The organism is Bacillus sp. NMCN1, from assembly GCF_002998085.1.
In the GTDB taxonomy this organism is placed as follows: domain Bacteria; phylum Bacillota; class Bacilli; order Bacillales; family Bacillaceae; genus Bacillus.
Genome location: NZ_PVQL01000001.1, coordinates 1,822,774 through 1,846,631, shown reverse-complemented (window position 1 = coordinate 1,846,631; position 23,858 = coordinate 1,822,774). Strand labels below are relative to the sequence as shown.

The window sequence follows — 23,858 nt, the reverse complement described above, 5'->3', positions numbered from 1 at the left end:
GGGAGTAGAATATAAATATAAAACGTAATCGTTACGTTTTGGTAATGAAAGGAGTTTTGACATTGAAAAGAGATATTCATCCAACCTCACATGAAGTTGTATTTATGGACGTAAACAGCGGTTACCGCTTCTTGAGTAGATCGACCAAGACATCAAATGAGACAGTAGAATGGGAAGATGGGAAAACGTATCCGGTCATTAAAGTAGAAACAAGCTCTGATACACATCCTTTTTATACAGGACGCCAAAAATTCGGAGAAAAAGGCGGAAGAGCCGAGTTATTTAAGAAAAAGTATCAAATGTAATAAAAAAGCACACCCTGCATTGGTGTGCTTTTTTACAGCAAAAAACCCCGGATGATAACCCGGGGTTCTAACCATTAATCATTTAAAGCGGTTTTTAAGGTCTTTAGATTTTGTTTCATTAAGCTGACGTAGCTTTCGCCATTTTTGGCATCATCTTCAGTAATAGATTCTAGATTTTTAAGTGTGAGGCTTTTTGCCCCAATTTCACTGCGGATCGTATCTGATACTTTGCTGCTGACGTTGTTTTCAAAAATGACATATTGAATGTGATGCTTTTCTGCTTTTTGTACAATGTTTTCGAGCTGCTTTTGTGAAGGCTCTTCAGAAGCGGATAATCCTAATACACTGATTTGCTCAATGCCATAGCGCTTTTCCCAATAACCGTAAGCTGCGTGAGAAACAAGGATGTCTTTATGTTTTGCTTTAGATAACGTTGTGTTGAATTCTTGATCTAGCGATTGTAAATCTTTTTTAAGTTTTTCATAGTTTTTTGTGTATTCGTCTTTATGATCTGGATCTAATGAAACGAGTGTGTCTTTAATGTTTTTCGCCATTTGCTGCGCATAAACCGGGTCTAACCATGCGTGAGGATCTTTATCTCCATGATCGTGTCCATCATGGTCATGATCTTCACCTTCATGATCGTGGTCATGGTCTTCGCCTTCTTCATGTGCATGCTCTTCTTTTGTCGATAACAATTTGATGCCTTCGGCTGCTTTGACTGTTTTCACGCCTTGGTCTTTTAACGTAGAAGCGGTTTTGTCAGCGAATGCTTCAGCTCCTGTACCGCTGTAGATGAAGGCGTCACCTTCAGCCATTTCAACCATCGTTTTTGAACTTGGTTCAAAGCTGTGTGCATCTGCATTGGCCGGGTACACACTTTGCGCATGAACGTGAGAACCGCCAATTTGTTCAGTGAAATTTTGAATCGGGAAAATTGTGGTGTAAATGGTTAGTTTCCCGTCTGTTTTCCCTTTTGAAGCATTTGTCCCCGCACTGCTTGAGCAAGCGGCAAGACCGATCGCAAATAAAGCAGCTGTTAAAATATAAAAGATTTTTTTCATGTAGAAAATGTCTCCTCTCAATCTATTAGATAGAAATGATTACGATTTAATGTCCTGAGTTATTGTATCGTAATAATTACGATTTGAAAAGAGGAAAATAAAAAAATTTCATCAGCAGATGTTTCCTTTAAAAAAAATGCGCTGCAAAACGTGACGAAATTTCTCATATTGTGCTATATTTATTTTTAAAAAAAGATAAAGGAATGGACAAACGTATGAAACTTTTAGACGAAATCATCGAATATAATCAACAGTTTATTGAAGAAAAGAAATACGAAGAATTTACAACAACAAAGTTTCCACAGAAAAAAGCTGTCATTCTGTCATGTATGGATACAAGACTTGTCGAGCTGCTTCCGCGTGCAATGAACATGAAAAATGGTGATATTAAGATTGTCAAAAGTGCTGGTGCTCTTGTTTCTCATCCATTTGGAAGTATTATGCGAAGCATTTTAGTGGCTGTTTATGAATTAAATGCTGACGAGGTTTATGTCATTGGGCATCATGATTGCGGCATGAGCAAAATAGACAGTCAAACACTTTTAAATAAAGCCGTTGAGCGCGGTATTCCAGAAAAACGTATTGAAGTACTGGAATACTCAGGAATCGATTTTAAACAGTGGCTCAAAAGCTTTAGTTCTGTTGAAGAGAGCGTGAAGGACAGTGTGTCCGTTGTAAAAAATCACCCGCTACTCCCATCAGATGTACCTGTGCACGGTCTTGTCATTGATCCTGGAACAGGCAAGCTTGACTTAGTCGTCAACGGATATGAAGAAAAGTAAGTTATTTTTCCTTTTTAGGCGGGACAGGATCGATGCCGCCGGGGTGGAGCGGATGACATTTTAAAATCCGTTTGATGGTGAGCCAGCCGCCTTTTAAAGCGCCATGAGTTTTGATCGCCTCTAGTCCATAGTTTGAGCATGTTGGGTAAAACCGGCAGCTGGGCGGTGTAAGAGGGGAAATACATTTTTGATAAAAGCGTATGATGCCGATAAAAATTTGTTTCATAGAGGTTCCTCCTTGTCTGTCTTTCACAGTATAAGAAAAAAGGACAAGGAAGGAAAGTTTTATAAACTAAGCTGGTCGGAGAAATATGTTATAATATAGGAAATTGCAATTATAGGAGTGGTGATTATGCCTTCAGTTGAAAGCTTTGAACTTGATCATAATGCTGTAAAAGCGCCATACGTTCGTCATTGCGGCGTTCATAAAGTGGGATCAGATGGGGAAGTAAATAAATTTGATATTCGTTTTTGTCAGCCAAACAAGCAGGCGATGAAACCTGATACGATTCATACATTAGAGCATTTACTTGCGTTTAACATTAGAACACACTCAGAGAAATACGATCATTTTGATATCATTGATATTTCTCCAATGGGCTGTCAGACAGGCTACTATTTAGTGGTTAGTGGTGCACCTACTCCAAAAGAGATCGTTGAACTTCTTGATGCAACATTCAAGGATGCAGTTGAGGTAACAGAGATTCCTGCTGCAAACGAAGAGCAATGCGGCCAAGCGAAGCTTCATGACCTTGAAGGGGCAAAACGTTTGATGCGTTTCTGGCTTTCTCAAGATCAAGAAGAGCTTCTAAAAGTTTTTGGTTAATAGATGATGAACCGGACATGTTGATGTCCGGTTTTTTTGAATTCGATCATGAGATGTCAAAATAGGGGATATTTGTTAAAATGGACATGTCAGTAAAAGAAGGGGGAAACTCGGGATGCGAAAAATGTTGGGAATGATTTTGATGCTCACGTTACTAAGTGCATGTGGGAACTCTGCAGCAAATAGTGGCAAAGGGGAGGTGCCTGAGCTATTAGAAGTGAAGCTTACAGGACCTGAACAAGTGGAGAAAAATGAAAGCGTTATAGTAAAAGCAGCTGTCACATATGGTGATACGCCTGTTGATGATGCAGACGATGTTCAATTTGAAGTGTGGAAAGATGGCGATAAGGATAACAGCAAGATGATTCAGCCAAAGAAAGAGAACAAAGGTGTATATGAATTGCATACAGCCTTTAAAAAAGATGGCCTTTATATCATACAAGTCCATGTGACAGCTAAACAGCAGCATAATATGCCAAAGACGAACATCCACGTAGGTGATGTGAAAAAAGAGAGTTCATCTACTGAAGAAGAAACCTCACATCATTAAGTGCGATTTTATTTCGGGTTAGGACGTTGGTTTGGTTCAGCATCCTGTGGTGAATCGACTTTATGCTTATATTCATAAGCCTTCGATGTTGTCCATAGTGATAAAAAGACAACGATTGAGATAATGATAAAGCTGATAATCCCAAGTAGCAGCATCTAACTCCCTCCTTATTTCCATATTAACATATATTTCATGCAGTCAAAATAGAAGAAATTCATGGCAGGTTTCAGTATAATAGGAAAAGGGTATTCTCATACTAAACGCAATTACATAAGGAGGAATAAACATGTCTGAAAAATTATTAAACGTCGTCAATAAACAAGTAGCTGATTGGACTGTGCTTTACGTGAAATTACATAACTATCATTGGTATGTAAAAGGAAAAGACTTCTTTACACTCCATGAAAAATTCGAGGAATTGTATACAGAAACAGCCACATATATTGATGATTTGGCTGAGCGTATGCTTGCATTAAATGGAAAGCCTGTTGCGACAATGAAAGAGTGCTTAGAAATCTCTAGCATTCATGAAGCTGAAGGCAAAGAATCAGCTGAGCAAATGGTGAAAAATCTATTTGATGATTTCTCCAGTATTGCAGAGGAATTAAAGCAAGGAATGGAACTGGCTGCTGAGGTTGGCGATGAAACGACAGGTGATATGTTACTAGCCATTCATCAATCCATTGAAAAACACAACTGGATGCTAAAAGCATTTTTAGGATAATACGAATGTGAAAGGAATGTTGATCATAAGATCGGCATTCTTTTTTGATGGATTTGTGACAGACAGCCCATTCAAATCATAGGGCTTTCAGCCGAAGAGAAAAGAGAAGGGAGGGAAGAAGATGTCTTCCATTGCAGGAATGATGAGTCAGCAAGTCGCGAGCATTCAAAGAACACTCAATATTAGTTTGTTGAATTCACAGCTTGCTACGAATACAGCACAAGCCATGGTCATGCTGGATCAAGTTCAGCAGCAGCCTCAAGCTGTTCAGCCAAAGGATTCAGACGCTAGCTTTATTGATGTCAGAGTCTAAGAATGGAAGCCGCCGCACAAGGCGGCTTTTTTTCTTGTCATCACTCTGTCCGATTTAAAAGACGACGCCTTTATTTTTTGTCGTCCAAGCTATTGCGAGGATCCGGCATATACTATTGAGGTAAGGAGTTCCACTATGAAAGGATGTTGATGCCAAGTGAGCAAAGATTTAGGCATCTTTTCGTTGTTTACAGTCAGTTTGTCAGCGATGGGCTTTCTGTTTGGTGGAGCAGGATATTTACTGATGATATTAATGACACTGATGGCCATTGAATTAATTTGTTCAGGCCTAAGAGAATCTTTGACTGGGCAGCTCACAATGAAACGTTTTTTAACACGGCTTGTTCGAAAGATTGTGACGGTCTCCTTAATATCCATGGCGCATTTCTTCGATGTCATGCTGAAGACAAATGGGGTGATTAAGGATTTAGCGATCATCTTTTATATTATTTATGAATCTTACCAAATCGTTTCGACAGCCAATGCACTCGGAATTCCCATTCCACAGCTGTTTATTGATGTATTGGACATGTTGAAAAATAAATTGCGCAAAAAGCCGTAATTTCTTCATATCTGGTCATACTAAAAGAAAAAGGATGAATCAGATGGCGAGACACACATACTATGTATCCGTACAGGATGGGTCGATATCGCAGCATAGAGATGCGGCGGCTTGGCAATTTCAAATAGAAGCAGATGATGATCAAATTTTGCAGCTGAGAGACTTTTTCGATGAACAGTATATGACAGATTGGAAAGGCTTCTTTCGAGCGCATGTTCCGTTTCTTGAATATCATTATGACAGTCCGAATGATGAAATGGATCGAAAAAGAAAAGAGATTTACTCAATGATTTATGAGCTCGGGAATGAAGAGACAAAGAACTTTATTGAAACAAATGGATTAATGAATTGAAAAGGCATGTAGAGATTTTCTACATGCCAGGCTGTCGAGAAAATCTCGACAGCTTTTTTAAAGGTTTAAACACACAGTATATTGAGTGATCTTCAAGGCAAAAACACTATATACTGGTTCTTGAACAGTTCAAAAGACAAAAATGAGAGTTTTGTGGAAACCTTGTCTTAAAAAACCCTCACTTTCTCTTCACGCTGAGCATGTAGAGATTTTTTACATGCTTTTATTTTCGCGGTTGTAAGATGCCTCCGATCAGATCACTAAGCCCGCCTCTATTCTCTTGCTGTGATGTCTGTAAATGAGTGAAATCATGAGAGGAGCTCTGGCTCTGAGGCTTGTAGCGGTTATCATCTAAACCAACCCGTAAGCCAGATGTGCGCTCAGATGGCTGGATAATAACAATTTGGTCTTGCTCTTGGAACTCAAATAAGTAAGATTCACCAGATGTTTGTCCAATGAGGGTTTTCCAGTTCACATCTAATTTGACCTTCGGTGCTTTACCTGTCCAAGCGACAATGGCGTCAGGATCTACACGGCAGGGGGCTTTTAAAATGAGCGGATTTCCATTCGTTTTAATGGCGACCTGCGCTCCGTGGCCTTGATAAGAGAGCTTTGATGTAAACAGCCCTTTCTGTGATAAAATACCAACGCCTACTGGTGTCACGCCGTAATGACATTCCTCAGTAAAGGCAAGTAGATCTTCACTTTCTACACTTACATACTGCCAAGGACCGCTCGGCTCAAGATTAATCACTGTCACGTGCTCGCTGGAATCAGCTAAATAACAAGTACCTTGTCCACTCACTTCCATCACTTCAAGGTTTTCACCTGTCAATTTTCTGCTGATATGGTTAAATACTTGACTGACCATATTTCCTTTATTTGTTCCGAGTAGTCGTTTGCGGTATTGAAACGTTCCTTGATCGGCAATCATTGCGCCTTTTTTCGCAAAAAAGATTCCGCTGCCTTCTGCTTGTAAAGTGAGTTCTTCTATCGTGTTGAAATGAAATCCCATTGGTGCCGGCTCCTTTCCTGCGTCAAGATGTGAATCCGTAGATGCGGCATAAGTCATTTAAATCTAGCGTAGTTCCTTGCCCGGTCGCGATAATTTTCCATTCGTCCTCATCTCTTATGAGTTCAGCGCAAATAATGGATGTGCAATACGAATAATCTTCTGTTAATTGAAAGGTACAAATCTCTTGTTGCGAGATTTGATCAGTAAGATGCACGTAGGCATTGGTTACTTGTCCAAAATGATGCTTGCGCTCGTGTGCATCATGTATCGTGGCTGTTACGACGATTTTATGAATATCAGGTGAGACTCTGCTTAATTGCATAATGATCATTTCATTGTCTCGATACCCGCCGCCAAATTGATGATCACCAAGATGACGAACAGCCCCGTCTAAGCTTTGCTGCTGATGATAATAGATCAGATGGCTTGGAGACAACAGTTTGTCCTCTTCATTTAAGAGAAACACTTGCGTATCTAAATCAATTGGCTGGCCAGCCAAATCCCAGCCAAGTCCGATATGAATTTGGTCGATATTTGGATTGTCTTTTGTTAAATCTAGCTTTTGCCCTTTGATGAGGTGTTTCTTGATCACCTCATGAGGTGCGTCTTCTTTCTTATTTTTCCTGAGCGGAAGCGCTTGATCTTTTTTTTGTTTGGACCCATTTGTTATACTCATGCTGTTTTCCTCCTCGTCGTGATAGGACAAACACTGATTGATTTACGTCATCAAGGGATAAAAGGTTTCATGATTAAAATTGGGTGAAGTTGGGGATGATAAAAAGGTTTTAGCAACAATACCTCATTTTAAATACAGACGAGATGAAACCATTCGTTTGTTTCACTTTTGATAAAAATTCTTCAGAGAAATGTGATCTGTGGTATGATGTTTTACAAGAAGCAAGGACAGGATATGAGGGATTTCACATGCATGTATTTAAAGACTATTATCATAATACGGTCAAGCTCTCCTTTGAAGAAAAGCCTTTTTCAAGTCATCCAAAGCATGTTTGGGCCATCTGCCGCTACCAGGGGAAATGGCTGCTCACTGAACATGAGGATCGGGGCTATGAGTTTCCAGGAGGGAAAGTTGAGCCAAATGAAGAAGCAGACCAAGCCGCTATACGTGAGATTCAAGAAGAGACGGGTGCTGTTGTTCGTGAATTAACGTATATTGGCCAATATCAGGTGCTAGGCAGAGAAAAGGTCATCGTAAAAAATATATATTTCGCTGATATTGAAAGGCTAGTGAAGCAGGACACGTATTTTGAAACGAAAGGACCTGTTCTTTTCGCAGACTTGCCAAGATCCATCGCAAAAAATAAGAATTTCAGTTTTATTATGAAAGATGATGTGTTAAGACAAAGTCTAGTTTATTTAGAAAAGAACGGTTTGATTCGTTAAAAAAAGCGCAGGGAGACAATCCCTGTGCTTTTTTATTTTTGGAGAAAACGGCGCTCGAGCCATTCCACAAGCTGGTACATGATGGTAGCAAACACAGCAATAATGAAAAGACTTAAGAACACGAGTGTAAAGTTGAAGACTTGAAAGCCGTAAATAATCATGTAGCCGAGCCCTTTTGAGGATACAAGAAATTCCCCTACAATGACCCCAACCCAAGATAGACCGACATTGACTTTGATGGCAGAAATCATCGTTGGAATACTGGCTGGCAACATGACCTCACGAAAGACGACACTTTTTTTCGCGCCAAAGGTTTTCATCACCTTTAAATAATTCTCATCGACCTCTTGAAAGGCAGTGTAAATGACAATCGTCGTAATGATCACACTAATGATTGCACCCATGGCGACGATGCTGATCATGCCAGGTCCAAGGGCAACAATTAAAATTGGGGCGAGGGCAACTTTCGGCATGGCATTTAAAATGACTAAATAAGGATCAAGAACGTTTGCTAATCGGGTGGACCACCATAAGGCGGCAGCGAGCAAAATGCCGCAAAAGGTACCAAGTAGAAAACCGAGCACCGTTTCAAATAACGTAATACTCATATGATTCACTAAAGAACCATCTGATATTTTTTGAACAAACAATTGGCAGACCGCAGATGGTGAACTGAAAATCAGCGGATCAATGAGCCTGAAATGACTGGCAAGCTCCCAAAGAGAAAAGAAGCTGGCGAATATGATGAGCTGATAGATACGTGTGATCCGTTTTTCCATTCGGTATTTTTTGCGATAGGCTTCATGTAAAAGGTCACTGTGTTTCAACTGTTTTCAGCTCCTTCCAAATCGTTTGAAAGAGCTCTTGGAAATGCGGGGTCTGTCTCGCTTCAAAAGGAGAGAGAGCCTTTATATCGTCTGGAACGGTAAAGATTCGCTGGATAGAGCCTGGATGCTTTGAGAATAAGAAAATGCGGTCACTCATTGCAATGGCTTCGCCGATGTCATGTGTCACTAGGACTGCGGTTTTTTGATAGTTTTTTAATGTGTGAAAGACGAGATCTTCTAATGTCAGTTTGGTTTGGTAGTCTAGCGCTGAAAATGGCTCATCCAGTAAAAGTAAACCTGGATCAACTGCAAGCGTTCGGGCGAGAGCCGCACGCTGCCTCATTCCACCAGACAGCTCCTTTGGATATTTTCCCTCTACTTCATGCAGTCCAAGCTTTGGCAGTAAATCAAGGGCAGCTGAGGTGGCCTCATGTGAATCTTGTTTCGCAATTTTTAACCCGAGAATCACATTTTCCTTGATGGTCTTCCAAGGAAACAAATAATCTTGCTGGAGCATATAGCCGATTTGATGCTCCTTTTGATTTGGTTCTTTTCCTTCGATTAAAATTCGACCTTCAGAGGGCGGCGTAATTCCTGCGATGATAGACAGCAAGGTGGTTTTTCCGCAGCCGCTGGGACCAATAAATGAGATGAATTCACCTTGGTCTATCTCCATATTGATGTGCTGTATAGCCGTTGTTTTTTCTTTTAAAGAGAAGTACGTGTGGGTCACATGGTCAATTTGAAGGAAAGACATGTGCTACCTCCTATTCTATTTGTGATCTGTGACCTTCTTTGCAATGGATGAATCGACAAGTTGTTTGTACGGGATAAATTCCGGCAATTCACCGCTCTCCTTCATAATTTCCTGCAATTTGTTCCATTCCTCTTCATTCAGAAGGGGATCTGTTGCATAGGAATCTTGCTGTTTGTAGCGTTTGATGGCAGTTGATAAGACATCAAGATCTGTATCAGGAAAATGAGATTGAATGGCCTTTGCGATCTCCTCAGGCTGCTTGGCTTTTACCCATTTCTGCGCTTTGTAAATGGCACGGGTGAAGGCTTCAGCTGTCTCTTTGTTTTCCTCTAAGTAACTCTTCTTTGCCATGAAGGTAGTATACGGCACCTTGCCAGAAGCTTCTCCAAAGGAGGCGGTAATGTACCCTTTGCCTTCTTTTTCAAGTAAGGAAGCGGTTGGTTCGAATAACTGCACAAAATCGCCAGTTCCAGAGGAGAACGCACCTGAAATGTTGGCAAAATCAATATTTTGAATCATGCGAAGATCCTTTTTTAAATCAATGCCTTCTTTTTTCAAGACATATTCACCGACCATTTGCGGCATGCCGCCTTTCCGCTGTCCTAAAAAGTCTTTTCCTTTTAATTGATTCCAAGAGAATTGGTTTACTTTCTCCCTTGAAACAAGAAAGGTGCCGTCTGTTTGTGTAAGCTGTGCAAAGTTCATGACAGAGTCCTTTGTGTCTTGAGCCTCTACATAGATAGAGGATTCAGACCCGGTCAAAGCGATATCAGCACCGCCTGATAAGAGAGCTGTCATCGTTTTATCGCCGCCCCAAGTGGTTTTTAGTTCAACCTCCAGGCCTTCTTCTTTAAAGAAATCCTCTGATAAGGCGACATATAGTGGAGCATAAAAGACCGAATGGGTCACCTCGGCTACTTGAACGGTCTGCTCTTGTTCTTTTTTACAGGCGACAAATGGAATAAAGAGCAGGACAACGACGATGAATGCCAGTCTGACTTTGATGGAACGATTCAAGAGTAATTCGCCTCCTTTGTTCTAGATCACTATTAAAGTATGTGAAAAGGGATTTTTGGTGAGTGCCTAGATGAAAATAAGAAGCGCATTGTTTATTTATAGAACGGGTCTTTTTTTCTATAATAAAAGCATGAATGCTATCTTGAATTTGGCAGAAATAAAGGAGCGGTTTCGTGTATAGAGTGAGTTGGGGATTTGTTGGATGGTATTTAGTAGGTCTTATTTTAATGGTCTTTTTTGAAGTGCCAGCATGGCTTCAGTTTGCAAATGGAATCTTTCTTGTGCTGTATGCCTGCTGCGTCATAGAGATTGGGCGGCATATTTATGGCTCATGGGGATTTGTAATCAAAAGGGCAGCCATTGTTGGGGTGCTTACATTTATGATTGAGTGGGTAGGTATCACAACCGGGTTTCCATTCGGGGCCTATGACTATTATCCAGCGTTAGGTTTTCTAGTGGCAGGGGTGCCTTTAACCATTGCGTTTGCATGGGTTGGCGTGTTTTTAAACAGCCTTTTTTTATCCAGTCAGCAGTCAAAGTGGAGACGAGCCGTCGAAACGGGGGTATGGATTGTCTTGCTTGACCTCATATTAGATCCAGTAGCAGCTGAAAGGAAGTTTTGGGTGTGGTATGACGGCGGTGGTTTTTTTGGTATTCCTTTTGAGAATTTTGTGAGCTGGGGTATGATTGGGGCAGGACTTTCATTTCTTTTCCCGCTTGTCTCAATTAATCAAAAGGCGCTCAGTTGGACGAGTCGTATTTATCAGGCGATGGTGTTCTTTTTTGGTCTTTTGGCATTAAAGGGCGGACTCGATGTCATTTTTTATTTAGCACTGATCATTGTCATTTTGTGTGAAGGAAGGGTTCGATTTGAAAGAAAGCGACAAAAGCCGATCGTTTAGACGTCTATTTTCACTTTATATTGAACGGTATTTACTCCATAAGCATTTCCGCTGTGTCATGATGAAAGGCTCGGTGGACCCGAAGGAGCAGCTTCCTGTTCTTTATCTTGCCAATCACAGCTCGTGGTGGGATGGACTGATTATTTTTCTTTTAACAGAAAAAGCGTCTGAACTTGATCACTACATGATGATGGAAGAGAAGCAGCTGAAGCAATATGCTTTTTTCCGTAAGCTTGGAGCGTTTCCGGTTCATAAAGAGAACCTGAAAAGTGTCAAACAAGCATTGATGACAGCAAGAGAGAAAATGCAGGCTGGCAGGGCGGTATGGCTTTTTCCACAGGGGAAAATTATGCATCAGGATATGCGGCCGGTTGAACTGGAAGGAGGGGCTTCTTTTTTAGTGAGGCAATTTGAGCAGGTCGTGGTGAAGCCTGTGACCTTGCAGTATACATTTAATCAGTTTCAAAAACCGACAGTTTCTGTTGTGTTCGGCGAAGATGCCATCGTATCTGGAGGCTCACGACGAAGCAAGGATGTGACGCGTATGCTTGGCGATCTACTTGAAACGCAGTTAAACCGACATCAAGCGCAGGTCGTCGCTGATCCTGATTTTTCAATAAACGAAGAATTTAAACAGATGACAAGGACAAGTCAGTCAACAAGTGATGCGTTTGATTCTTTTAAAAAGTGGGTGAGAACATGGCGATCTTCTTAACCGTGATCAGTGTGCTGCTGCTTTGTCAGTTTATATTCACCATATGGAATATGAAGCAGTTTCCCGTGTTAAAGCCCGCCTCTTTTTCGCCAGATGAACCCATTTCGTTATCGATACTGATTCCGGCTAGAAATGAGGAGAAACGGATAGAAGCCTGTCTTCAGTCGATCGTTGATCAACGTCTTTATCCGAAGGAGCTTATTGTACTAGATGATCATTCGACAGATCAGACAAGAGCGATTGTGGAGCGCTTTGCAGAAGCGTATCCGTGGATTCGTGTCCAGTCAGGTCAGGCGTTAAAGCAAGGCTGGCTAGGTAAATCATTTGCCTGTTCTCAGCTCGCTGAGGCAGCAGCTTCTGATTGGCTGCTATTTTTAGATGCGGATGTCCGGTTAAAAAGAGGGGCAATGGAAGCAGTGTATCAGCAGGTATGCACGCAAAAAACGGGTATGCTGTCAGGGTTTCCAGAACAAAAAACAGGTACAGTTTTCGAGCATCTTGTCGTTCCCATGATGATGTTTACCATAGGCTGTCATCTGCCTGTGAAATGGGTAAGGAAATCAAAGAACCCCGCTTTTGCCGCTGCACATGGCGGCTTTATTGCCATTGAAAAGAATTGCTACCACGACATCGGTGGGCATGAGGCGATTAAGAATTCGCTAGTGGATGATATGGCATTGGCTAGACGGGTGAAGGAACAAGGCTTTCCGTTCACACTTGCTAGCATTCATCCATTTGTGCATATGAGAATGTATGAGAGTGGACAAGAGGTTTGGAAAGGCTACCGGAAAAATTTGTTCCCAGGTGTCAATCGAAGCATTGCTTTATTAAGCAGTGTCTTTTGTTTATACACCCTGCTTTATTTGGCTCCTGTCATTTGTTTGATGATGGCTTTGCTGCAGCTTGATGTGCTTAGTATATGCATAGCCATTCTTTGCTATGGGCTGGGTGTGTCGATCAAAGCGGCAATTGATATCGAGAACGGGAGAACATCAGCAATGGCCTTTTTATTACCGCTCAGCATTTTAAGTTTGATCGCCATTGGCTTTGCTTCTATGAAAATCGGGCTGAAAAAAGAAGGGTATGAATGGAAAGGGAGAAGGTACGAATGAAAAAAGTGATCATCATCGGCGGCGGGCTTGGCGGATTATCAGCAGCGATCCGCTTGCAGTCACGAGGGATTCAGGTCACCATATTAGAAAAAGAAGCGACTTTAGGCGGGAAATTGCAGCGCCATCAGGGAGCTGGCTACTCTTTTGATCTAGGACCGAGTACCATTACAATGAAGTCATACTTTGAGGAAGTGTTTGCTTCCTGTCATAGACGGATGGAGGATTATGTCACATTTTATCCGATTTCTCCTCTGACCAAAAATGTTTTTTCAGATGGACATACGGTTGAATTCACGCCCAATATTGAGCAAATGGAAACTCAAATTGCAGTATTCAGTCCTGAAGATGCGAAGCAATACCGTTCATTTTTACAGGAATCAAAGATGCTTTTTCAAAAGGCTGAGGAGCAGTTTTTAAATCGTTTGTTATTGACGTGGAAGGATAAGGCGGATCTAAAGCTCATGAAAGCACTTCTCTCTGTCAAACCGTTTACAACCGTTCAACGCCTGCTGCGTCAATATTTCCGTCATCCGCATACATTGGCGATGTTTGGACGTTATGCTACATACATCGGCTCTTCTCCCTATGAGGCGCCGGCTATTTTTAATATGATGGCGTATTTAGAAGGGGAGAAAGGGATTTATGGAATAAAGGGCGGTACGTATCGTTTAGTTGAAGCATTTGAGACTTTAGCAAAGGAATTAGGCGTGCAGATTCACCTCAATGAACAAGTCAACAAGATTCATGTGAAGGACCGCCGAATCAAAGGAGTAGAGACGGTTCAGCAGATGTATGAAGCAGATCAAGTCATTGCAGGGGCGGACGCACTGACTGTCTACCGCTATCTCATAGATGAAAAAAACCGCCCAAGCTTTTTAAATCAAAAGCTGGCCAATATTGAACCGTCGTTATCTGGCTTTGTTCTCTTATTAGGTGTACCTAAAGTCTATGAACAGCTGTCCCATCACAATGTGTTTTTCCCAGAGAATTATGAGCAAGAATTCAAGGATATTTTTCAGAAAAAACAACTGCCTCAGGATCCAACGCTTTACATCTGTTATTCAGGTCATTCAGAACCAGCTTTAAGCGGAGGGCCGGGAAGAAGCAACCTGTTTGTACTGGCGAATGCGCCTTATGTGACAAAAGAGCAAGATTGGGACATGCTAAAGGAGACGTACCCGCAGCATGTGAAAACAAAATTAAAGGAAAAGGGTCTCTTTGATATGGATGAGGTGGCCGAATATGAAGCGGTTCAAACTCCGTTTGATCTGCAGCAGAAAACAGGAGCTTATCATGGAGCGATTTATGGCATGTCTTCTAACTCATTCAAGCAGGCGTTCTTCCGCATCAATAATCAGTCAAAGGACATTGAAGGACTTTGGTTTGTTGGAGGAACAAGTCATCCAGGCGGAGGCACGCCGATGGTGACTAAATCAGGTCAGCTTGTCGCAGAAGCGATCATGAAGCACTTGACGTAAGAACAGATGAAAAGGAGAGAAATCAAGTGATTGTGGAAAAAAGAAGGTTTCCGTCCCCCCATCCGCATATTCATTTATTTACAGTGACCTATGAGGCAGATGGGCTTCGGATCAAAGGATTGCTCGCTGAACCGGCCGGAGAAGGTCTCTATGACGGCTTTTTGTATTTACGAGGCGGCATTAAAAATGTGGGGATGGTGAGACCAGGCCGGATTGTGCAATTTGCAGCTCAGGGCTTTGTCGTATTTGCACCCTTTTACCGAGGAAATCAGGGAGGCGAAGGAAACGAGGACTTTGCCGGAGAGGACCGGAAAGATGCTTTTGCTGCCTTTCAATTGTTAAAGCACCACAAAAAGGTGAAGCAGGATCGTATTCATATCTTTGGTTTTTCGCGCGGAGGAATTATGGGCATTTGGACCGCTGTTGAAATGAAACAAGAGGCAGCTTCCTTTGTGACATGGGGAGGCGTCAGTGATATGAAGCTCACCTATGAAGAGCGTGTGGATATGAGAAGGATGATGAAGCGTGTGATTGGCGGTCCCCCGCACAAGGTACCAGAGGCCTATGAGGACAGAACGCCTTTAAATGATGTGGACAAAATTGAAGCACCTGTACTTATCATCCACGGAGAAGAGGATCAAAATGTATCCATTGAGCATGCGTATTTATTAGAAGATGCGCTGCGCCAGCACGGAAAGCCAGTGGAGACTTGGTATTTTCACGGATACAACCATTATTTCCCGCCGCAGCATAATCGGGAAATTGTCCGAAGGCTGACGACATGGATGCACAGCCGAAAAAGCGGAAATGTGGTAAAATAAGCAGTATAATGAAATTTAGAAAGTAGGGGGATTTTCAATATGGGAATGCCTGTTGAATTTAATACAATGATTGTCACCAAGGGAAAAGAGACAAGAATTGAAGAAAATGTATTCGAGCTCATGAAGGAAGGGTACCGCATTTATCCATTAAATATTCCGCTTGAGGTGCGTAAAACGAAAGACGGAGAAAAAACAGGGACAGCACACGTTGAAAAGCTGGAGCTTACAGACAATGTGACAAAGGTAACTTACCGTCTTGTGTCCCTGCATTCAACGAACTAACAAACAAAAGCTGAGGGAATGATTCCCCTCAGCTTTTGTCATTTGATTATACGCGTGGTCCGCCTTTGGCTTCAATGTCACTTGCTGTGTGGCTGAATTTTTGGAAGTTCTTATTAAATTCATTGGCAAGGAAGTGAGCTTTTTCTTGATATGCCTCTTGGTCATCCCATGTTTTAGAAGGTTGAAGCACTTCATCTGGTACGCCAGGAATATGAAGCGGGATGTGTAATCCAAAGATGTCATCAGTAATCATTTCGGCGTTGTCGAGATCGCCTTCGATCGCTGCCTGCACCATTGCTCTTGTATGAGCTAGGTTCATACGTTTGCCTGTACCATAGCCTCCGCCAGTCCAGCCTGTATTCACAAGGAATACTTTTGCGCCGTGCTCATCAATTTTCTTGCCGAGCATTTCAGCATAGACGTGAGCTGGAAGCGGCAAGAATGGTGAACCGAAGCAAGTAGAGAATGTCGTTTCTGGTGATGTGACACCGCGCTCAGTTCCGGCTAATTTACTTGTGTAGCCGCTCAAGAAATGGTACATCGCCTGTTCTTTCGTTAAACGGCTGATTGGAGGTAAAACGCCAAATGCATCAGCTGTTAAGAAGACAATGGCAGAAGGATGTCCTGCGATACTTGGCTCCACGATGTTATCAATCATTTCGATTGGGTAAGCAGCGCGTGTGTTTTCAGTGAAGAATGTGTCATCATAATCCGCTTCACGTGTTTCTTCATCAAGTACAACATTTTCAAGAACTGATCCGAAGCTGATCGCTTTGTAAATTTGCGGTTCTTTTTCTTCACTTAAGTTCACACATTTCGCATAGCATCCGCCCTCAATATTGAAGACTCCTGAGCCAGACCAGCCGTGTTCATCGTCACCGATCAGCTTGCGGCTTGCGCTTGCAGAAAGCGTCGTTTTCCCAGTACCTGAAAGGCCGAAGAATAATGCGACATCGCCTTCTTGACCGACGTTTGCTGAGCAGTGCATGGATAAAATATCTTGCTCAGGAAGCAGGTAGTTCATGACAGAGAAAATGGACTTTTTCATCTCTCCTGCATATTCTGTACCACCGATCAGAATGGTGCGTTTTTCAAAAGAAACGATAATAAACGTTTCAGAGTTTGTGCCATCTGTTTCAGGATCTGCTTTAAAATGCGGTGCAGATAAGATGGTGAACGGTTTTTCGTTTGAAGAAGGTGTGGATCGGTCGGGTCTGATGAATAGCTGCTTTGCAAAGAGATTGTGCCATGCAAATTCGTTTACCACTGTAATAGGCATACGGTATCTTTCATCAGCGCCGGCAAATCCTTCAAAGACGAATAGTTCATCACGTTCTTTTAAGTATGACACAACCTTTGTATATAAACGGTCAAATGCTTCTTTAGAGATTGGCTGGTTGACTTGACCCCAATCAATTTTATGTTCAGAGCTTTCTTCTTTGACGATAAATTTATCTTTAGGCGAACGTCCTGTGTAGGCACCAGTTGTAGCGCGGACAGCTCCTGTTGATGTTAAAACGCCTTCATCACGTGCCAAAATCTTTTCAACAAGTTTCGGAACAGATAAATTTTGGTGCGTATTTTCTAATGAGAACAATGACTGCAAATCTTCTTTTAAATCCACTGAGTTCATAAAAAAACCCTTCCTTTACCGTTGAATTTGTTTGTTTTGATTAGTATAACACATTGATAATAATAGTCTATACTATTTAAATATTTTTGTGTGTGTTTTTTCATTTCTGCTATGAAAATATACTTTTTGGTGATGCTAATATTGAGGTGAAAAAAAAGGGAGATAATTCTGATGAAGCATTGACATGACGCAAGGGTTTAAGATAAGATATCTTATTGAACGGATACTCTTATCCCGAGTTGGTGGAGGGACAGGCCCGATGAAGCCCAGCAACCGGTTTCTTATGAAAAGGCATGAAAATGCTGAGAAACCAAGGTGCTAACCTGATGCAAGGTACAAGAACACCTTGAGCGATAAGAGTGAAAGGCATGCGATCTCAGACCCTTTCCTCGCAATGAAGGAAATGGTTTTTTTATTTTTGGGATATCATATAAACAAATTGCCAATAACATCTCTAATAGAAACGTTTTCAAATATAAGAGGGAACGAGTTCCGTATCATATTGGAGGCCTCATCTTGGGATGATGTGGTCTTGTACAGGAGGAAATAGCCATTATGAGTCAAAATCGTCGTTTATTTACTTCAGAATCAGTGACGGAAGGACATCCGGATAAAATCTGTGATCAAATTTCAGACAGCATTTTGGATGAAATTTTAAAGAAAGATCCAAATGCACGTGTTGCCTGTGAAACTTCTGTTACAACGGGTCTCGTATTAGTAAGCGGAGAAATTACAACGTCTACTTATGTCGATATTCCAAAGACGGTGCGTGACACGATTAAGGAAATTGGCTACACACGTGCGAAATATGGTTTTGATGCGGAAACATGTGCAGTGCTCACATCCATTGATGAACAGTCTGCTGATATTGCGCAAGGTGTAGACAAAGCGCTTGAAGCACGTGAAGGAACAATGACTGAAGAAGAACTTGATGCGATCGGTGCAGGTGACCAAGGATTGATGTTTGGTTTTGCCAACAACGAAACCGAAGAGCTCATGCCGCTGCCGATTTCACTAGCGCATAAATTATCTCTCCGTTTAACTGAAGTGCGCAAGGATCAAACACTTGCCTATCTTCGTCCAGACGGAAAAACACAAGTAACAGTAGAATATGATGAGCAAAATAAACCTGTTCGTATTGACACAGTGGTTATTTCTACGCAGCATGCACCAGAAGTGACGCTTGAACAAATTCAAAGCGACTTAAAAGAGCATGTCATCCGCCCTGTGGTTCCAAGCGAACTCATTGACGAAGAGACAAAATACTTTATTAACCCGACTGGCCGTTTCGTAATCGGCGGACCTCAAGGAGATGCTGGTTTAACTGGACGTAAAATCATCGTTGATACTTATGGCGGCTACGCTCGTCATGGCGGCGGTGCTTTCTCTGGAAAGGACGCAACAAAGGTTGACCGTTCTGCGGCATACGCTGCTCGTTATGTAGCGAAAAACATCGTAGCTGCCGGCCTTGCAGATTCTTGTGAAGTACAGCTTGCTTATGCAATTGGTGTTGCACAGCCGGTATCGATTTCAATTGATACATTCGGAACAGGAAAAGCTTCTGAAGAAAAATTAATTGAAGTGGTTCGTGGGAACTTTGATCTTCGTCCAGCTGGCATTATTAAAATGCTTGATCTGCGTCGTCCGATCTATAAACAAACAGCTGCATACGGACATTTCGGCCGTCATGATTTAGATCTTCCGTGGGAAAAAACGGATAAAGCCGATACACTTCGTAAAGAAGCATTAGGACAATAACAACATATAAAACCGCTTATTTTAAGCGGTTTTCCTTTTGATTAAAAAAATTCTACAAAATGTGAAACAAAATCGGACAAAATACTGTCTAATTATAGGTCTACTTTTAAGAAATAACATAACGTGGAGGCAATAATATGTGTGGGTTTGTTGGTGTATTTAATCACCGTCCATTGTCCGAAACTACTGAGCAGGAAGAGTTAATTAAACAAATGAATCGTCTCATCGTTCACCGTGGTCCCGATGATGAGGGTTACTTTCATGACGAGCATGTAGGATTTGGATTTAGACGTTTAAGTATTATAGATGTTGAGCACGGAAAGCAGCCGCTTTCTTATGAAGATGAAAAGTATTGGATTATTTTCAACGGAGAAATTTATAACTATGTGGAGCTAAAGGAAGAGCTTGTGAAAAAGGGCTATACGTTCAGCACAGATTCTGATACGGAAGTACTGCTTGCCACATACCGTCATTATAAAGAAGAGGCGGCTTCTAAGCTTCGCGGCATGTTTGCATTTTTAATTTGGGATAAAGAAGCGCAGCAATTATATGGCGCGAGAGATCCTTTTGGCATCAAACCGCTTTATTTTACACAAATGGAAGAGCAAGTGTACTTTGCGTCTGAACGCAAAAGCTTGATGGCTGTGAACGAGAACATTTTATTTGATGAGACTTCATTGCAGCAATACATGTCGTTCCAGTTCGTTCCTGAGCCAAATACACTTGATCAAAAGGTGCACAAAGTTGAGCCTGGTCATCAGTTTATTTTACGCCCAGGACAGGAGATCGAATTTAAGACATACTGGAAGGTTCAATTCAAGCCTGAACAAACACAAGAACAGAAATTAATAGAAGAAGTACGCGATGCAATCTATGATTCTGTGAAAGTTCACATGAGAAGTGATGTACCTGTTGGTTCATTCCTATCAGGTGGTATTGATTCTTCCTTCATCGTGTCTGTCGCAAAGGAATTACACCCTGAGCTGAAGACATTCTCTGTTGGTTTCCAGCAGGATGGCTTTAGTGAAGTCGATGTCGCGAAGGAAACAGCTGATAAGCTAGGCTTACAAAACTTTAGTGCTGTGATTTCTCCAGAGGAATATATGAATGAGCTTCCGAAGATTGTCTGGCATTTAGACGATCCTTTAGCTGATCCGGCGGCGATTCCATTGTATTTCGTGGCAAAAGAAGCGAAGAAACAAGTGACGGTTGTTCTTTCAGGTGAGGGAGCGGACGAGCTGTTCGGCGGATATAATATTTACCGTGAGCCTCTTTCTCTTAAACCATTTGAATCTGTACCATCTATGCTGAAAAAGCTTCTTCTTCGTCTTGCTCGTTTAATGCCAGAAGGAATGAAAGGAAAGAGCTTTATCGTTCGCGGTTGTACGCCATTAGAGGAACGTTATATCGGTAATGCGAAAATCTTTGAAGAGCCAGTGAAGAAAAACCTCTTAAAGCATTATGATCCAAGCATCACGTATCGTGACGTAACGAAGACATACTTCGAGGAAAGCGCAGGCTACAGTGATATTAACAAAATGCAATATGTTGATATTCATACGTGGATGCGCGGAGACATCTTACTGAAAGCAGACAAGATGACGATGGCGAATTCTCTTGAGCTTCGTGTTCCATTCCTTGATAAGGTCGTATTTGAAGCGGCTTCTAAAATTCCAGAAGAGCTGAAAACAAAAGATGGCACAACGAAATATTTATTGCGTAAAGCAGCAGAAGGCATTGTGCCTGACCATGTGTTAAACCGTAAAAAACTTGGTTTCCCTGTGCCAATTCGTCATTGGCTGAAAAATGAGATGAATGCTTGGGCGAAAGACATCATCAAAAACAGTCAAACAGATGAATACATTAACAAGCAATATGTGCTTGATTTATTAAATGAGCATTGTGCTAGTAAAGCAGATCATAGCCGTAAGATTTGGACCGTCCTTATCTTTATGATTTGGCACAGCATTTATGTGGAGCGCAGCATTGATCCAGAGCAGTTGAATCATCAACCGAAAGAAGTCATCTTTAGTTAATGAAAAAAGGTTTTCAGCTTTGTGCTGAAAACCTTTTTTGTCATGATAGAAAGCAGTGGAAAAGGGTAAAATAACAAGCGGTTCATAGTTATTGCTTAATATCCTGAAAAAAACATGATAAAGTGAAGATACGCGTATGATGTTAACGGGATAAAAGGGAACGATAGTATTGTCCTTTTTCTACATATTCTCTACGGATTCTGTCCATGTCTTGGATATCTTCATCTGTTAACTGCCGGACGACCTTGGCTGGACGGCCAAAAGCGAGTGATCCTTTTGGAATGACCTTTCCTTGAGGGACAAGACTACCTGCACCGATAAAGGCACCTTCGCCAATTTCTGCACCATCGAGAATGATGGACCCCATACCGATGAGGGCATTTTTTCGAATGATTGAGCTATGTAATGTGACTTGGTGTCCAATGGTAGCACCATCTTCTATAAGAAGTGTTTTTCCAGGACTTTGATGCAGACATGATAAATCCTGAATATTGACGTTTTTTCCAATTCTCACAGGAGCGACATCGCCTCTGATAACGGTTTGGAACCACACGCTCGAATATTCTCCAATCGTGACATCACCAGTAATGGTGGCGTTATCTGCGACAAAGACCGATTCATGAATTTCAGGTGTAAAATGATGATATGGATAAATCACTTTTTCGACTCCCTTTCTTAATACAACATTTGTGAGGTGTTTACTTTGTGGACTTGGCATGCTGAAAGACCAGTTGGTACAATTGTAATTGTACATGGTGCGAGTGAATATCACGGCCGATATAAATGGCTGATCGAAATGTGGCGAAATGCAGGCTATCACGTCATTATGGGTGACCTGCCTGGGCAAGGGACATCGACACGTGCGCGGGGCCACATTCGTTCGTTTCAAGAATACATTGATACAGTAGATGAATGGATCGAACATGCGAAATCATTCAGGCTTCCTACTTTTTTACTTGGACACAGTATGGGTGGACTCATTTCAATTGAGTGGATCAAGCAGTATACCCATACGAAGATTGCTGGCCTTATTTTATCATCACCTTGTTTAGGTCTGCAATTTAAACCGAAGAAGCTAATGGATTTTGCATCAAAAGGTCTTAATGTGCTGGCACCGTCGTTTAAAGTCGAGTCAGGGCTGTCGATTGAACTAGCTACACGGAATCAGGCTGTGATTGAGGCAGACTCCAATGATTCCCTTTACGTAACAAAGGTGTCGGTTCGCTGGTACCGAGAGCTGATCAAAAATATTGATGCGGCCATGCAGCCAACGAATGTCTTTAAATCGATTCCGCTCCTTTTAATGCAGGCGGGCGATGATAAGATCGTCGATAAAACGAGAGTGATCAAATGGTTCAATGGCATTGAATCAACCAATAAATCATATCGTGAATGGGAAGAGCTGTATCACGAAATTTTTAATGAACCGGAAAGAGAAGATGTGTTTAAGGCAGCAAGAGCCTTTACAGATCAATATATTTGATGGTGAGCTTTAAGTTGGGGGTGGATTGATTTGTCAGTACCAGAGCGTCCTTTTGCACTGATGACAAAGGTGTATAAAGATATTTTTCCGCTTGTTCATCAGGAGCTGAAAAAGTGGCGGGTTCATGCAGAAATGATTGAAAATGAAGAACTGCGAACGCAGGCACTAGCGAGCATATCCAGTAAAACCTTTCACTGTGAAGGCGGAGGCATTTTATCTCTTCTAGCAGGTGAGGCGAAAGAAACGTGTATTGAATTCATTGTGGCGTATCAAACCATCAGTGATTACTTAGATAACCTATGTGACCGCAGCACGTCGCTGGATCCAAAAGATTTTCATATGCTGCATCAAGCGATGAGAGATGCGCTTGATATTCATGCTGAGCTCAAGCCTTACTATCAATTCCGTGATGATCAAGAGGATCATGGGTATTTACATGCGCTTGTCCGCACATGTCAAGACGTGCTTACGCGCCTTGAGCATTATCCGATCATTCAGCCATATTTACACACGCTGTGTGATTACTACAGTGATTTGCAAGTACATAAACACGTCGTTCCTCATGAGCGGGTCCCGAGGCTTGAATCGTGGTTTCGCCAATATGAAAAGGATTTGCCTAAGATGGAATGGTATGAATTTTCAGCTTGTGCAGGGTCAACATTAGGGATTTTCTGTCTTGTGGCGTATGCGCTGCAGCCGGATTTTACAGAAAAGCAGGCGAAGCAAATTTACGAAAGCTATTTCCCTTATATCCAAGGTCTGCACATTTTACTTGATTATTTAATTGATCAAGAAGAAGACCGGCTTGGAGGAGATCTGAACTTTTGCTCCTACTATGCCTCTCATCATGAGATGATGGATAGACTTCAGCATTTTATTGAAAAAGCGGATGAGCAGCTGAAAGGCATTCCGCACGAAAACTTTCACAAATTGATTAACAGAGGGTTACTGGCAGTCTATTTGTCCGATGAAAAAGTGACAGCCCAAAAAGAGATGAATAAGCTGGCAAAACGGCTGATCAAATCAAGCGGGAAAACATCGTTCTTTTTCTATATCAACGGAAGAGCCTATCGGACCTATCAGAAAATGCCTTGGATGAAATCCTCATAAAAAAAGCTCACATCCATTAGGATGTGAGCCAGCG

General features: G+C 41.8%; 29 protein-coding genes and 1 riboswitch. Of the genes, 19 read left to right on the top strand and 10 right to left on the bottom strand.

Annotated features, from left to right (window positions below; all coding sequences use genetic code 11):
• The first annotated feature begins 62 nt into the window (after positions 1–62).
• Entirely contained in the window at positions 63–305 is a 243-nt protein-coding gene (locus tag C6W21_RS09730; protein ID WP_041086807.1) for a type B 50S ribosomal protein L31, read from the top strand.
• 74 nt (positions 306–379) lie between these two features.
• Here the strand turns inward: C6W21_RS09730 and C6W21_RS09725 are convergent, their stop codons facing one another.
• Positions 380–1,369: a metal ABC transporter solute-binding protein, Zn/Mn family gene (locus tag C6W21_RS09725; RefSeq protein ID WP_106050164.1), complete on the bottom strand. Its 990-nt coding sequence runs from the start codon at positions 1,367–1,369 to the stop codon at positions 380–382.
• Between the two features lie 215 nt (positions 1,370–1,584).
• Between C6W21_RS09725 and C6W21_RS09720 the strand changes: the two genes are divergently transcribed.
• On the top strand, positions 1,585–2,151 hold the full coding sequence (locus C6W21_RS09720; RefSeq protein WP_024424929.1) for a beta-class carbonic anhydrase: 567 nt from the start codon (positions 1,585–1,587) through the stop codon (positions 2,149–2,151).
• Between the two features lies 1 nt (position 2,152).
• On the opposite strand, the gene yidD is transcribed toward C6W21_RS09720, so the two are convergent.
• Entirely contained in the window at positions 2,153–2,377 is a 225-nt protein-coding gene (gene yidD, locus C6W21_RS09715; RefSeq protein WP_003217666.1) for a membrane protein insertion efficiency factor YidD, read from the bottom strand.
• Positions 2,378–2,503: 126 nt separating this feature from the next.
• On the opposite strand from yidD, the gene C6W21_RS09710 reads away from it, so the two are divergent.
• A complete protein-coding gene (locus C6W21_RS09710; RefSeq protein WP_003217624.1) occupies positions 2,504–2,977 on the top strand; it encodes an S-ribosylhomocysteine lyase in 474 nt (157 codons plus the stop codon).
• 115 nt (positions 2,978–3,092) lie between these two features.
• Positions 3,093–3,527 (top strand): FixH family protein, encoded by a 435-nt coding sequence (locus C6W21_RS09705; RefSeq protein WP_106050163.1) that lies wholly within the window; start codon positions 3,093–3,095, stop codon positions 3,525–3,527.
• An 8-nt stretch (positions 3,528–3,535) separates the two neighbouring features.
• Here the strand turns inward: C6W21_RS09705 and ytzI are convergent, their stop codons facing one another.
• Positions 3,536–3,682, bottom strand: a complete 147-nt coding sequence (ytzI, locus tag C6W21_RS09700) for a YtzI protein (protein ID WP_003217544.1) — start codon at positions 3,680–3,682, stop codon at positions 3,536–3,538.
• 131 nt (positions 3,683–3,813) lie between these two features.
• On the opposite strand from ytzI, the gene C6W21_RS09695 reads away from it, so the two are divergent.
• From C6W21_RS09695 to C6W21_RS09680, 4 genes are all read left to right on the top strand, one after another.
• The gene (locus C6W21_RS09695; protein WP_106050162.1) at positions 3,814–4,251 is read left to right on the top strand and encodes a Dps family protein; all 438 of its coding nucleotides are present in this window, start codon (positions 3,814–3,816) and stop codon (positions 4,249–4,251) included.
• A 121-nt stretch (positions 4,252–4,372) separates the two neighbouring features.
• Positions 4,373–4,564: a hypothetical protein gene (locus C6W21_RS09690; protein ID WP_106050161.1), complete on the top strand. Its 192-nt coding sequence runs from the start codon at positions 4,373–4,375 to the stop codon at positions 4,562–4,564.
• A 156-nt stretch (positions 4,565–4,720) separates the two neighbouring features.
• Positions 4,721–5,125 carry a phage holin family protein gene (locus C6W21_RS09685; RefSeq protein WP_106050160.1) on the top strand — a complete coding sequence of 135 codons (405 nt, stop codon included), beginning with the start codon at positions 4,721–4,723 and terminating at the stop codon, positions 5,123–5,125.
• Positions 5,126–5,168: 43 nt separating this feature from the next.
• Complete coding sequence (locus C6W21_RS09680; RefSeq protein ID WP_106050159.1) at positions 5,169–5,477, top strand: hydrolase; 309 nt, start codon at positions 5,169–5,171, stop codon at positions 5,475–5,477.
• Positions 5,478–5,700: 223 nt separating this feature from the next.
• Here C6W21_RS09680 and C6W21_RS09675 read toward each other — a convergent pair whose 3' ends face one another.
• Positions 5,701–6,492 (bottom strand): AIM24 family protein, encoded by a 792-nt coding sequence (locus tag C6W21_RS09675; RefSeq protein WP_106050158.1) that lies wholly within the window; start codon positions 6,490–6,492, stop codon positions 5,701–5,703.
• Positions 6,493–6,514: 22 nt separating this feature from the next.
• Complete coding sequence (locus tag C6W21_RS09670; protein ID WP_106050157.1) at positions 6,515–7,168, bottom strand: TerD family protein; 654 nt, start codon at positions 7,166–7,168, stop codon at positions 6,515–6,517.
• Positions 7,169–7,416: 248 nt separating this feature from the next.
• Here C6W21_RS09670 and ytkD point away from each other — a divergent pair, with 248 nt between their 5' ends.
• Entirely contained in the window at positions 7,417–7,893 is a 477-nt protein-coding gene (ytkD, locus tag C6W21_RS09665; RefSeq protein WP_106050156.1) for an RNA deprotection pyrophosphohydrolase, read from the top strand.
• Positions 7,894–7,925: 32 nt separating this feature from the next.
• Here ytkD and C6W21_RS09660 read toward each other — a convergent pair whose 3' ends face one another.
• Genes C6W21_RS09660 through C6W21_RS09650 form a run of 3 tightly spaced genes read right to left on the bottom strand, consistent with a single transcriptional unit; the run spans position 7,926 to position 10,494 of the window.
• Positions 7,926–8,672 carry an ABC transporter permease gene (locus tag C6W21_RS09660; protein WP_411266029.1) on the bottom strand — a complete coding sequence of 249 codons (747 nt, stop codon included), beginning with the start codon at positions 8,670–8,672 and terminating at the stop codon, positions 7,926–7,928.
• 34 nt (positions 8,673–8,706) lie between these two features.
• Positions 8,707–9,477, bottom strand: a complete 771-nt coding sequence (locus C6W21_RS09655) for an ABC transporter ATP-binding protein (protein WP_106050154.1) — start codon at positions 9,475–9,477, stop codon at positions 8,707–8,709.
• A 15-nt stretch (positions 9,478–9,492) separates the two neighbouring features.
• Positions 9,493–10,494 (bottom strand): ABC transporter substrate-binding protein, encoded by a 1,002-nt coding sequence (locus C6W21_RS09650; RefSeq protein WP_106050153.1) that lies wholly within the window; start codon positions 10,492–10,494, stop codon positions 9,493–9,495.
• Positions 10,495–10,667: 173 nt separating this feature from the next.
• Between C6W21_RS09650 and C6W21_RS09645 the strand changes: the two genes are divergently transcribed.
• The 6 genes from C6W21_RS09645 to C6W21_RS09620 are packed head-to-tail and all read left to right on the top strand — an operon-like array spanning position 10,668 to position 15,804.
• A complete protein-coding gene (locus C6W21_RS09645) occupies positions 10,668–11,396 on the top strand; it encodes a carotenoid biosynthesis protein (RefSeq protein ID WP_106050152.1) in 729 nt (242 codons plus the stop codon).
• Positions 11,365–12,111 (top strand): lysophospholipid acyltransferase family protein, encoded by a 747-nt coding sequence (locus C6W21_RS09640; RefSeq protein WP_106050151.1) that lies wholly within the window; start codon positions 11,365–11,367, stop codon positions 12,109–12,111. Before C6W21_RS09645 ends, C6W21_RS09640 begins: the two co-directional genes overlap by 32 nt.
• Positions 12,096–13,223, top strand: a complete 1,128-nt coding sequence (locus C6W21_RS09635; protein ID WP_106050150.1) for a glycosyltransferase family 2 protein — start codon at positions 12,096–12,098, stop codon at positions 13,221–13,223. Before C6W21_RS09640 ends, C6W21_RS09635 begins: the two co-directional genes overlap by 16 nt.
• Positions 13,220–14,701, top strand: a complete 1,482-nt coding sequence (locus C6W21_RS09630) for a phytoene desaturase family protein (protein WP_106050149.1) — start codon at positions 13,220–13,222, stop codon at positions 14,699–14,701. The genes C6W21_RS09635 and C6W21_RS09630 overlap by 4 nt, the downstream gene beginning before the upstream one ends.
• 26 nt (positions 14,702–14,727) lie before the next feature.
• Positions 14,728–15,522, top strand: a complete 795-nt coding sequence (locus C6W21_RS09625) for an alpha/beta hydrolase family protein (RefSeq protein ID WP_106050148.1) — start codon at positions 14,728–14,730, stop codon at positions 15,520–15,522.
• A gap of 39 nt (positions 15,523–15,561) precedes the next feature.
• The gene (locus C6W21_RS09620; RefSeq protein ID WP_003217584.1) at positions 15,562–15,804 is read left to right on the top strand and encodes a DUF2584 domain-containing protein; all 243 of its coding nucleotides are present in this window, start codon (positions 15,562–15,564) and stop codon (positions 15,802–15,804) included.
• A gap of 46 nt (positions 15,805–15,850) precedes the next feature.
• Here the strand turns inward: C6W21_RS09620 and pckA are convergent, their stop codons facing one another.
• A complete protein-coding gene (gene pckA / locus C6W21_RS09615) occupies positions 15,851–17,437 on the bottom strand; it encodes a phosphoenolpyruvate carboxykinase (ATP) (protein ID WP_106050147.1) in 1,587 nt (528 codons plus the stop codon).
• A 226-nt stretch (positions 17,438–17,663) separates the two neighbouring features.
• A riboswitch (SAM riboswitch) is annotated at positions 17,664–17,797 on the top strand.
• Between the two features lie 195 nt (positions 17,798–17,992).
• On the opposite strand from pckA, the gene metK reads away from it, so the two are divergent.
• Both metK and asnB read left to right on the top strand, forming a co-directional pair.
• Positions 17,993–19,195 (top strand): methionine adenosyltransferase, encoded by a 1,203-nt coding sequence (gene metK / locus C6W21_RS09610; protein ID WP_106050146.1) that lies wholly within the window; start codon positions 17,993–17,995, stop codon positions 19,193–19,195.
• Positions 19,196–19,332: 137 nt separating this feature from the next.
• Positions 19,333–21,231, top strand: a complete 1,899-nt coding sequence (gene asnB / locus C6W21_RS09605) for an asparagine synthase (glutamine-hydrolyzing) (protein WP_106050145.1) — start codon at positions 19,333–19,335, stop codon at positions 21,229–21,231.
• A 142-nt stretch (positions 21,232–21,373) separates the two neighbouring features.
• Here the strand turns inward: asnB and C6W21_RS09600 are convergent, their stop codons facing one another.
• Positions 21,374–21,889, bottom strand: coding sequence for a gamma carbonic anhydrase (locus tag C6W21_RS09600; RefSeq protein WP_106050144.1), 516 nt, complete (start codon positions 21,887–21,889; stop codon positions 21,374–21,376).
• 45 nt (positions 21,890–21,934) lie between these two features.
• Between C6W21_RS09600 and C6W21_RS09595 the strand changes: the two genes are divergently transcribed.
• Positions 21,935–22,714, top strand: a complete 780-nt coding sequence (locus tag C6W21_RS09595; RefSeq protein WP_106050143.1) for an alpha/beta hydrolase — start codon at positions 21,935–21,937, stop codon at positions 22,712–22,714.
• Positions 22,715–22,744: 30 nt separating this feature from the next.
• On the top strand, positions 22,745–23,824 hold the full coding sequence (locus tag C6W21_RS09590) for a tetraprenyl-beta-curcumene synthase family protein (protein WP_106050142.1): 1,080 nt from the start codon (positions 22,745–22,747) through the stop codon (positions 23,822–23,824).
• Positions 23,825–23,858 lie beyond the last annotated feature (34 nt).

What these genes read in the sequence shown, in the direction of transcription:
- C6W21_RS09710 (WP_003217624.1), top strand. Translation starts at nt 2,504, where the DNA reads ATGCCTTCAGTTGAAAGCTTTGAACTTGATCATAATGCTGTAAAAGCG.
- C6W21_RS09675 (WP_106050158.1), bottom strand. Translation starts at nt 6,492, where the DNA reads ATGGGATTTCATTTCAACACGATAGAAGAACTCACTTTACAAGCAGAA.
- C6W21_RS09695 (WP_106050162.1), top strand. Translation starts at nt 3,814, where the DNA reads ATGTCTGAAAAATTATTAAACGTCGTCAATAAACAAGTAGCTGATTGG.
- C6W21_RS09690 (WP_106050161.1), top strand. Translation starts at nt 4,373, where the DNA reads ATGTCTTCCATTGCAGGAATGATGAGTCAGCAAGTCGCGAGCATTCAA.
- C6W21_RS09630 (WP_106050149.1), top strand. Translation starts at nt 13,220, where the DNA reads ATGAAAAAAGTGATCATCATCGGCGGCGGGCTTGGCGGATTATCAGCA.
- C6W21_RS09635 (WP_106050150.1), top strand. Translation starts at nt 12,096, where the DNA reads ATGGCGATCTTCTTAACCGTGATCAGTGTGCTGCTGCTTTGTCAGTTT.
- yidD (WP_003217666.1), bottom strand. Translation starts at nt 2,377, where the DNA reads ATGAAACAAATTTTTATCGGCATCATACGCTTTTATCAAAAATGTATT.
- C6W21_RS09655 (WP_106050154.1), bottom strand. Translation starts at nt 9,477, where the DNA reads ATGTCTTTCCTTCAAATTGACCATGTGACCCACACGTACTTCTCTTTA.
- C6W21_RS09660 (WP_411266029.1), bottom strand. Translation starts at nt 8,672, where the DNA reads ATGGAAAAACGGATCACACGTATCTATCAGCTCATCATATTCGCCAGC.
- metK (WP_106050146.1), top strand. Translation starts at nt 17,993, where the DNA reads ATGAGTCAAAATCGTCGTTTATTTACTTCAGAATCAGTGACGGAAGGA.
- C6W21_RS09680 (WP_106050159.1), top strand. Translation starts at nt 5,169, where the DNA reads ATGGCGAGACACACATACTATGTATCCGTACAGGATGGGTCGATATCG.
- C6W21_RS09620 (WP_003217584.1), top strand. Translation starts at nt 15,562, where the DNA reads ATGGGAATGCCTGTTGAATTTAATACAATGATTGTCACCAAGGGAAAA.
- C6W21_RS09725 (WP_106050164.1), bottom strand. Translation starts at nt 1,369, where the DNA reads ATGAAAAAAATCTTTTATATTTTAACAGCTGCTTTATTTGCGATCGGT.
- pckA (WP_106050147.1), bottom strand. Translation starts at nt 17,437, where the DNA reads ATGAACTCAGTGGATTTAAAAGAAGATTTGCAGTCATTGTTCTCATTA.
- C6W21_RS09720 (WP_024424929.1), top strand. Translation starts at nt 1,585, where the DNA reads ATGAAACTTTTAGACGAAATCATCGAATATAATCAACAGTTTATTGAA.
- asnB (WP_106050145.1), top strand. Translation starts at nt 19,333, where the DNA reads ATGTGTGGGTTTGTTGGTGTATTTAATCACCGTCCATTGTCCGAAACT.
- ytkD (WP_106050156.1), top strand. Translation starts at nt 7,417, where the DNA reads ATGCATGTATTTAAAGACTATTATCATAATACGGTCAAGCTCTCCTTT.
- ytzI (WP_003217544.1), bottom strand. Translation starts at nt 3,682, where the DNA reads ATGCTGCTACTTGGGATTATCAGCTTTATCATTATCTCAATCGTTGTC.
- C6W21_RS09705 (WP_106050163.1), top strand. Translation starts at nt 3,093, where the DNA reads ATGCGAAAAATGTTGGGAATGATTTTGATGCTCACGTTACTAAGTGCA.
- C6W21_RS09670 (WP_106050157.1), bottom strand. Translation starts at nt 7,168, where the DNA reads ATGAGTATAACAAATGGGTCCAAACAAAAAAAAGATCAAGCGCTTCCG.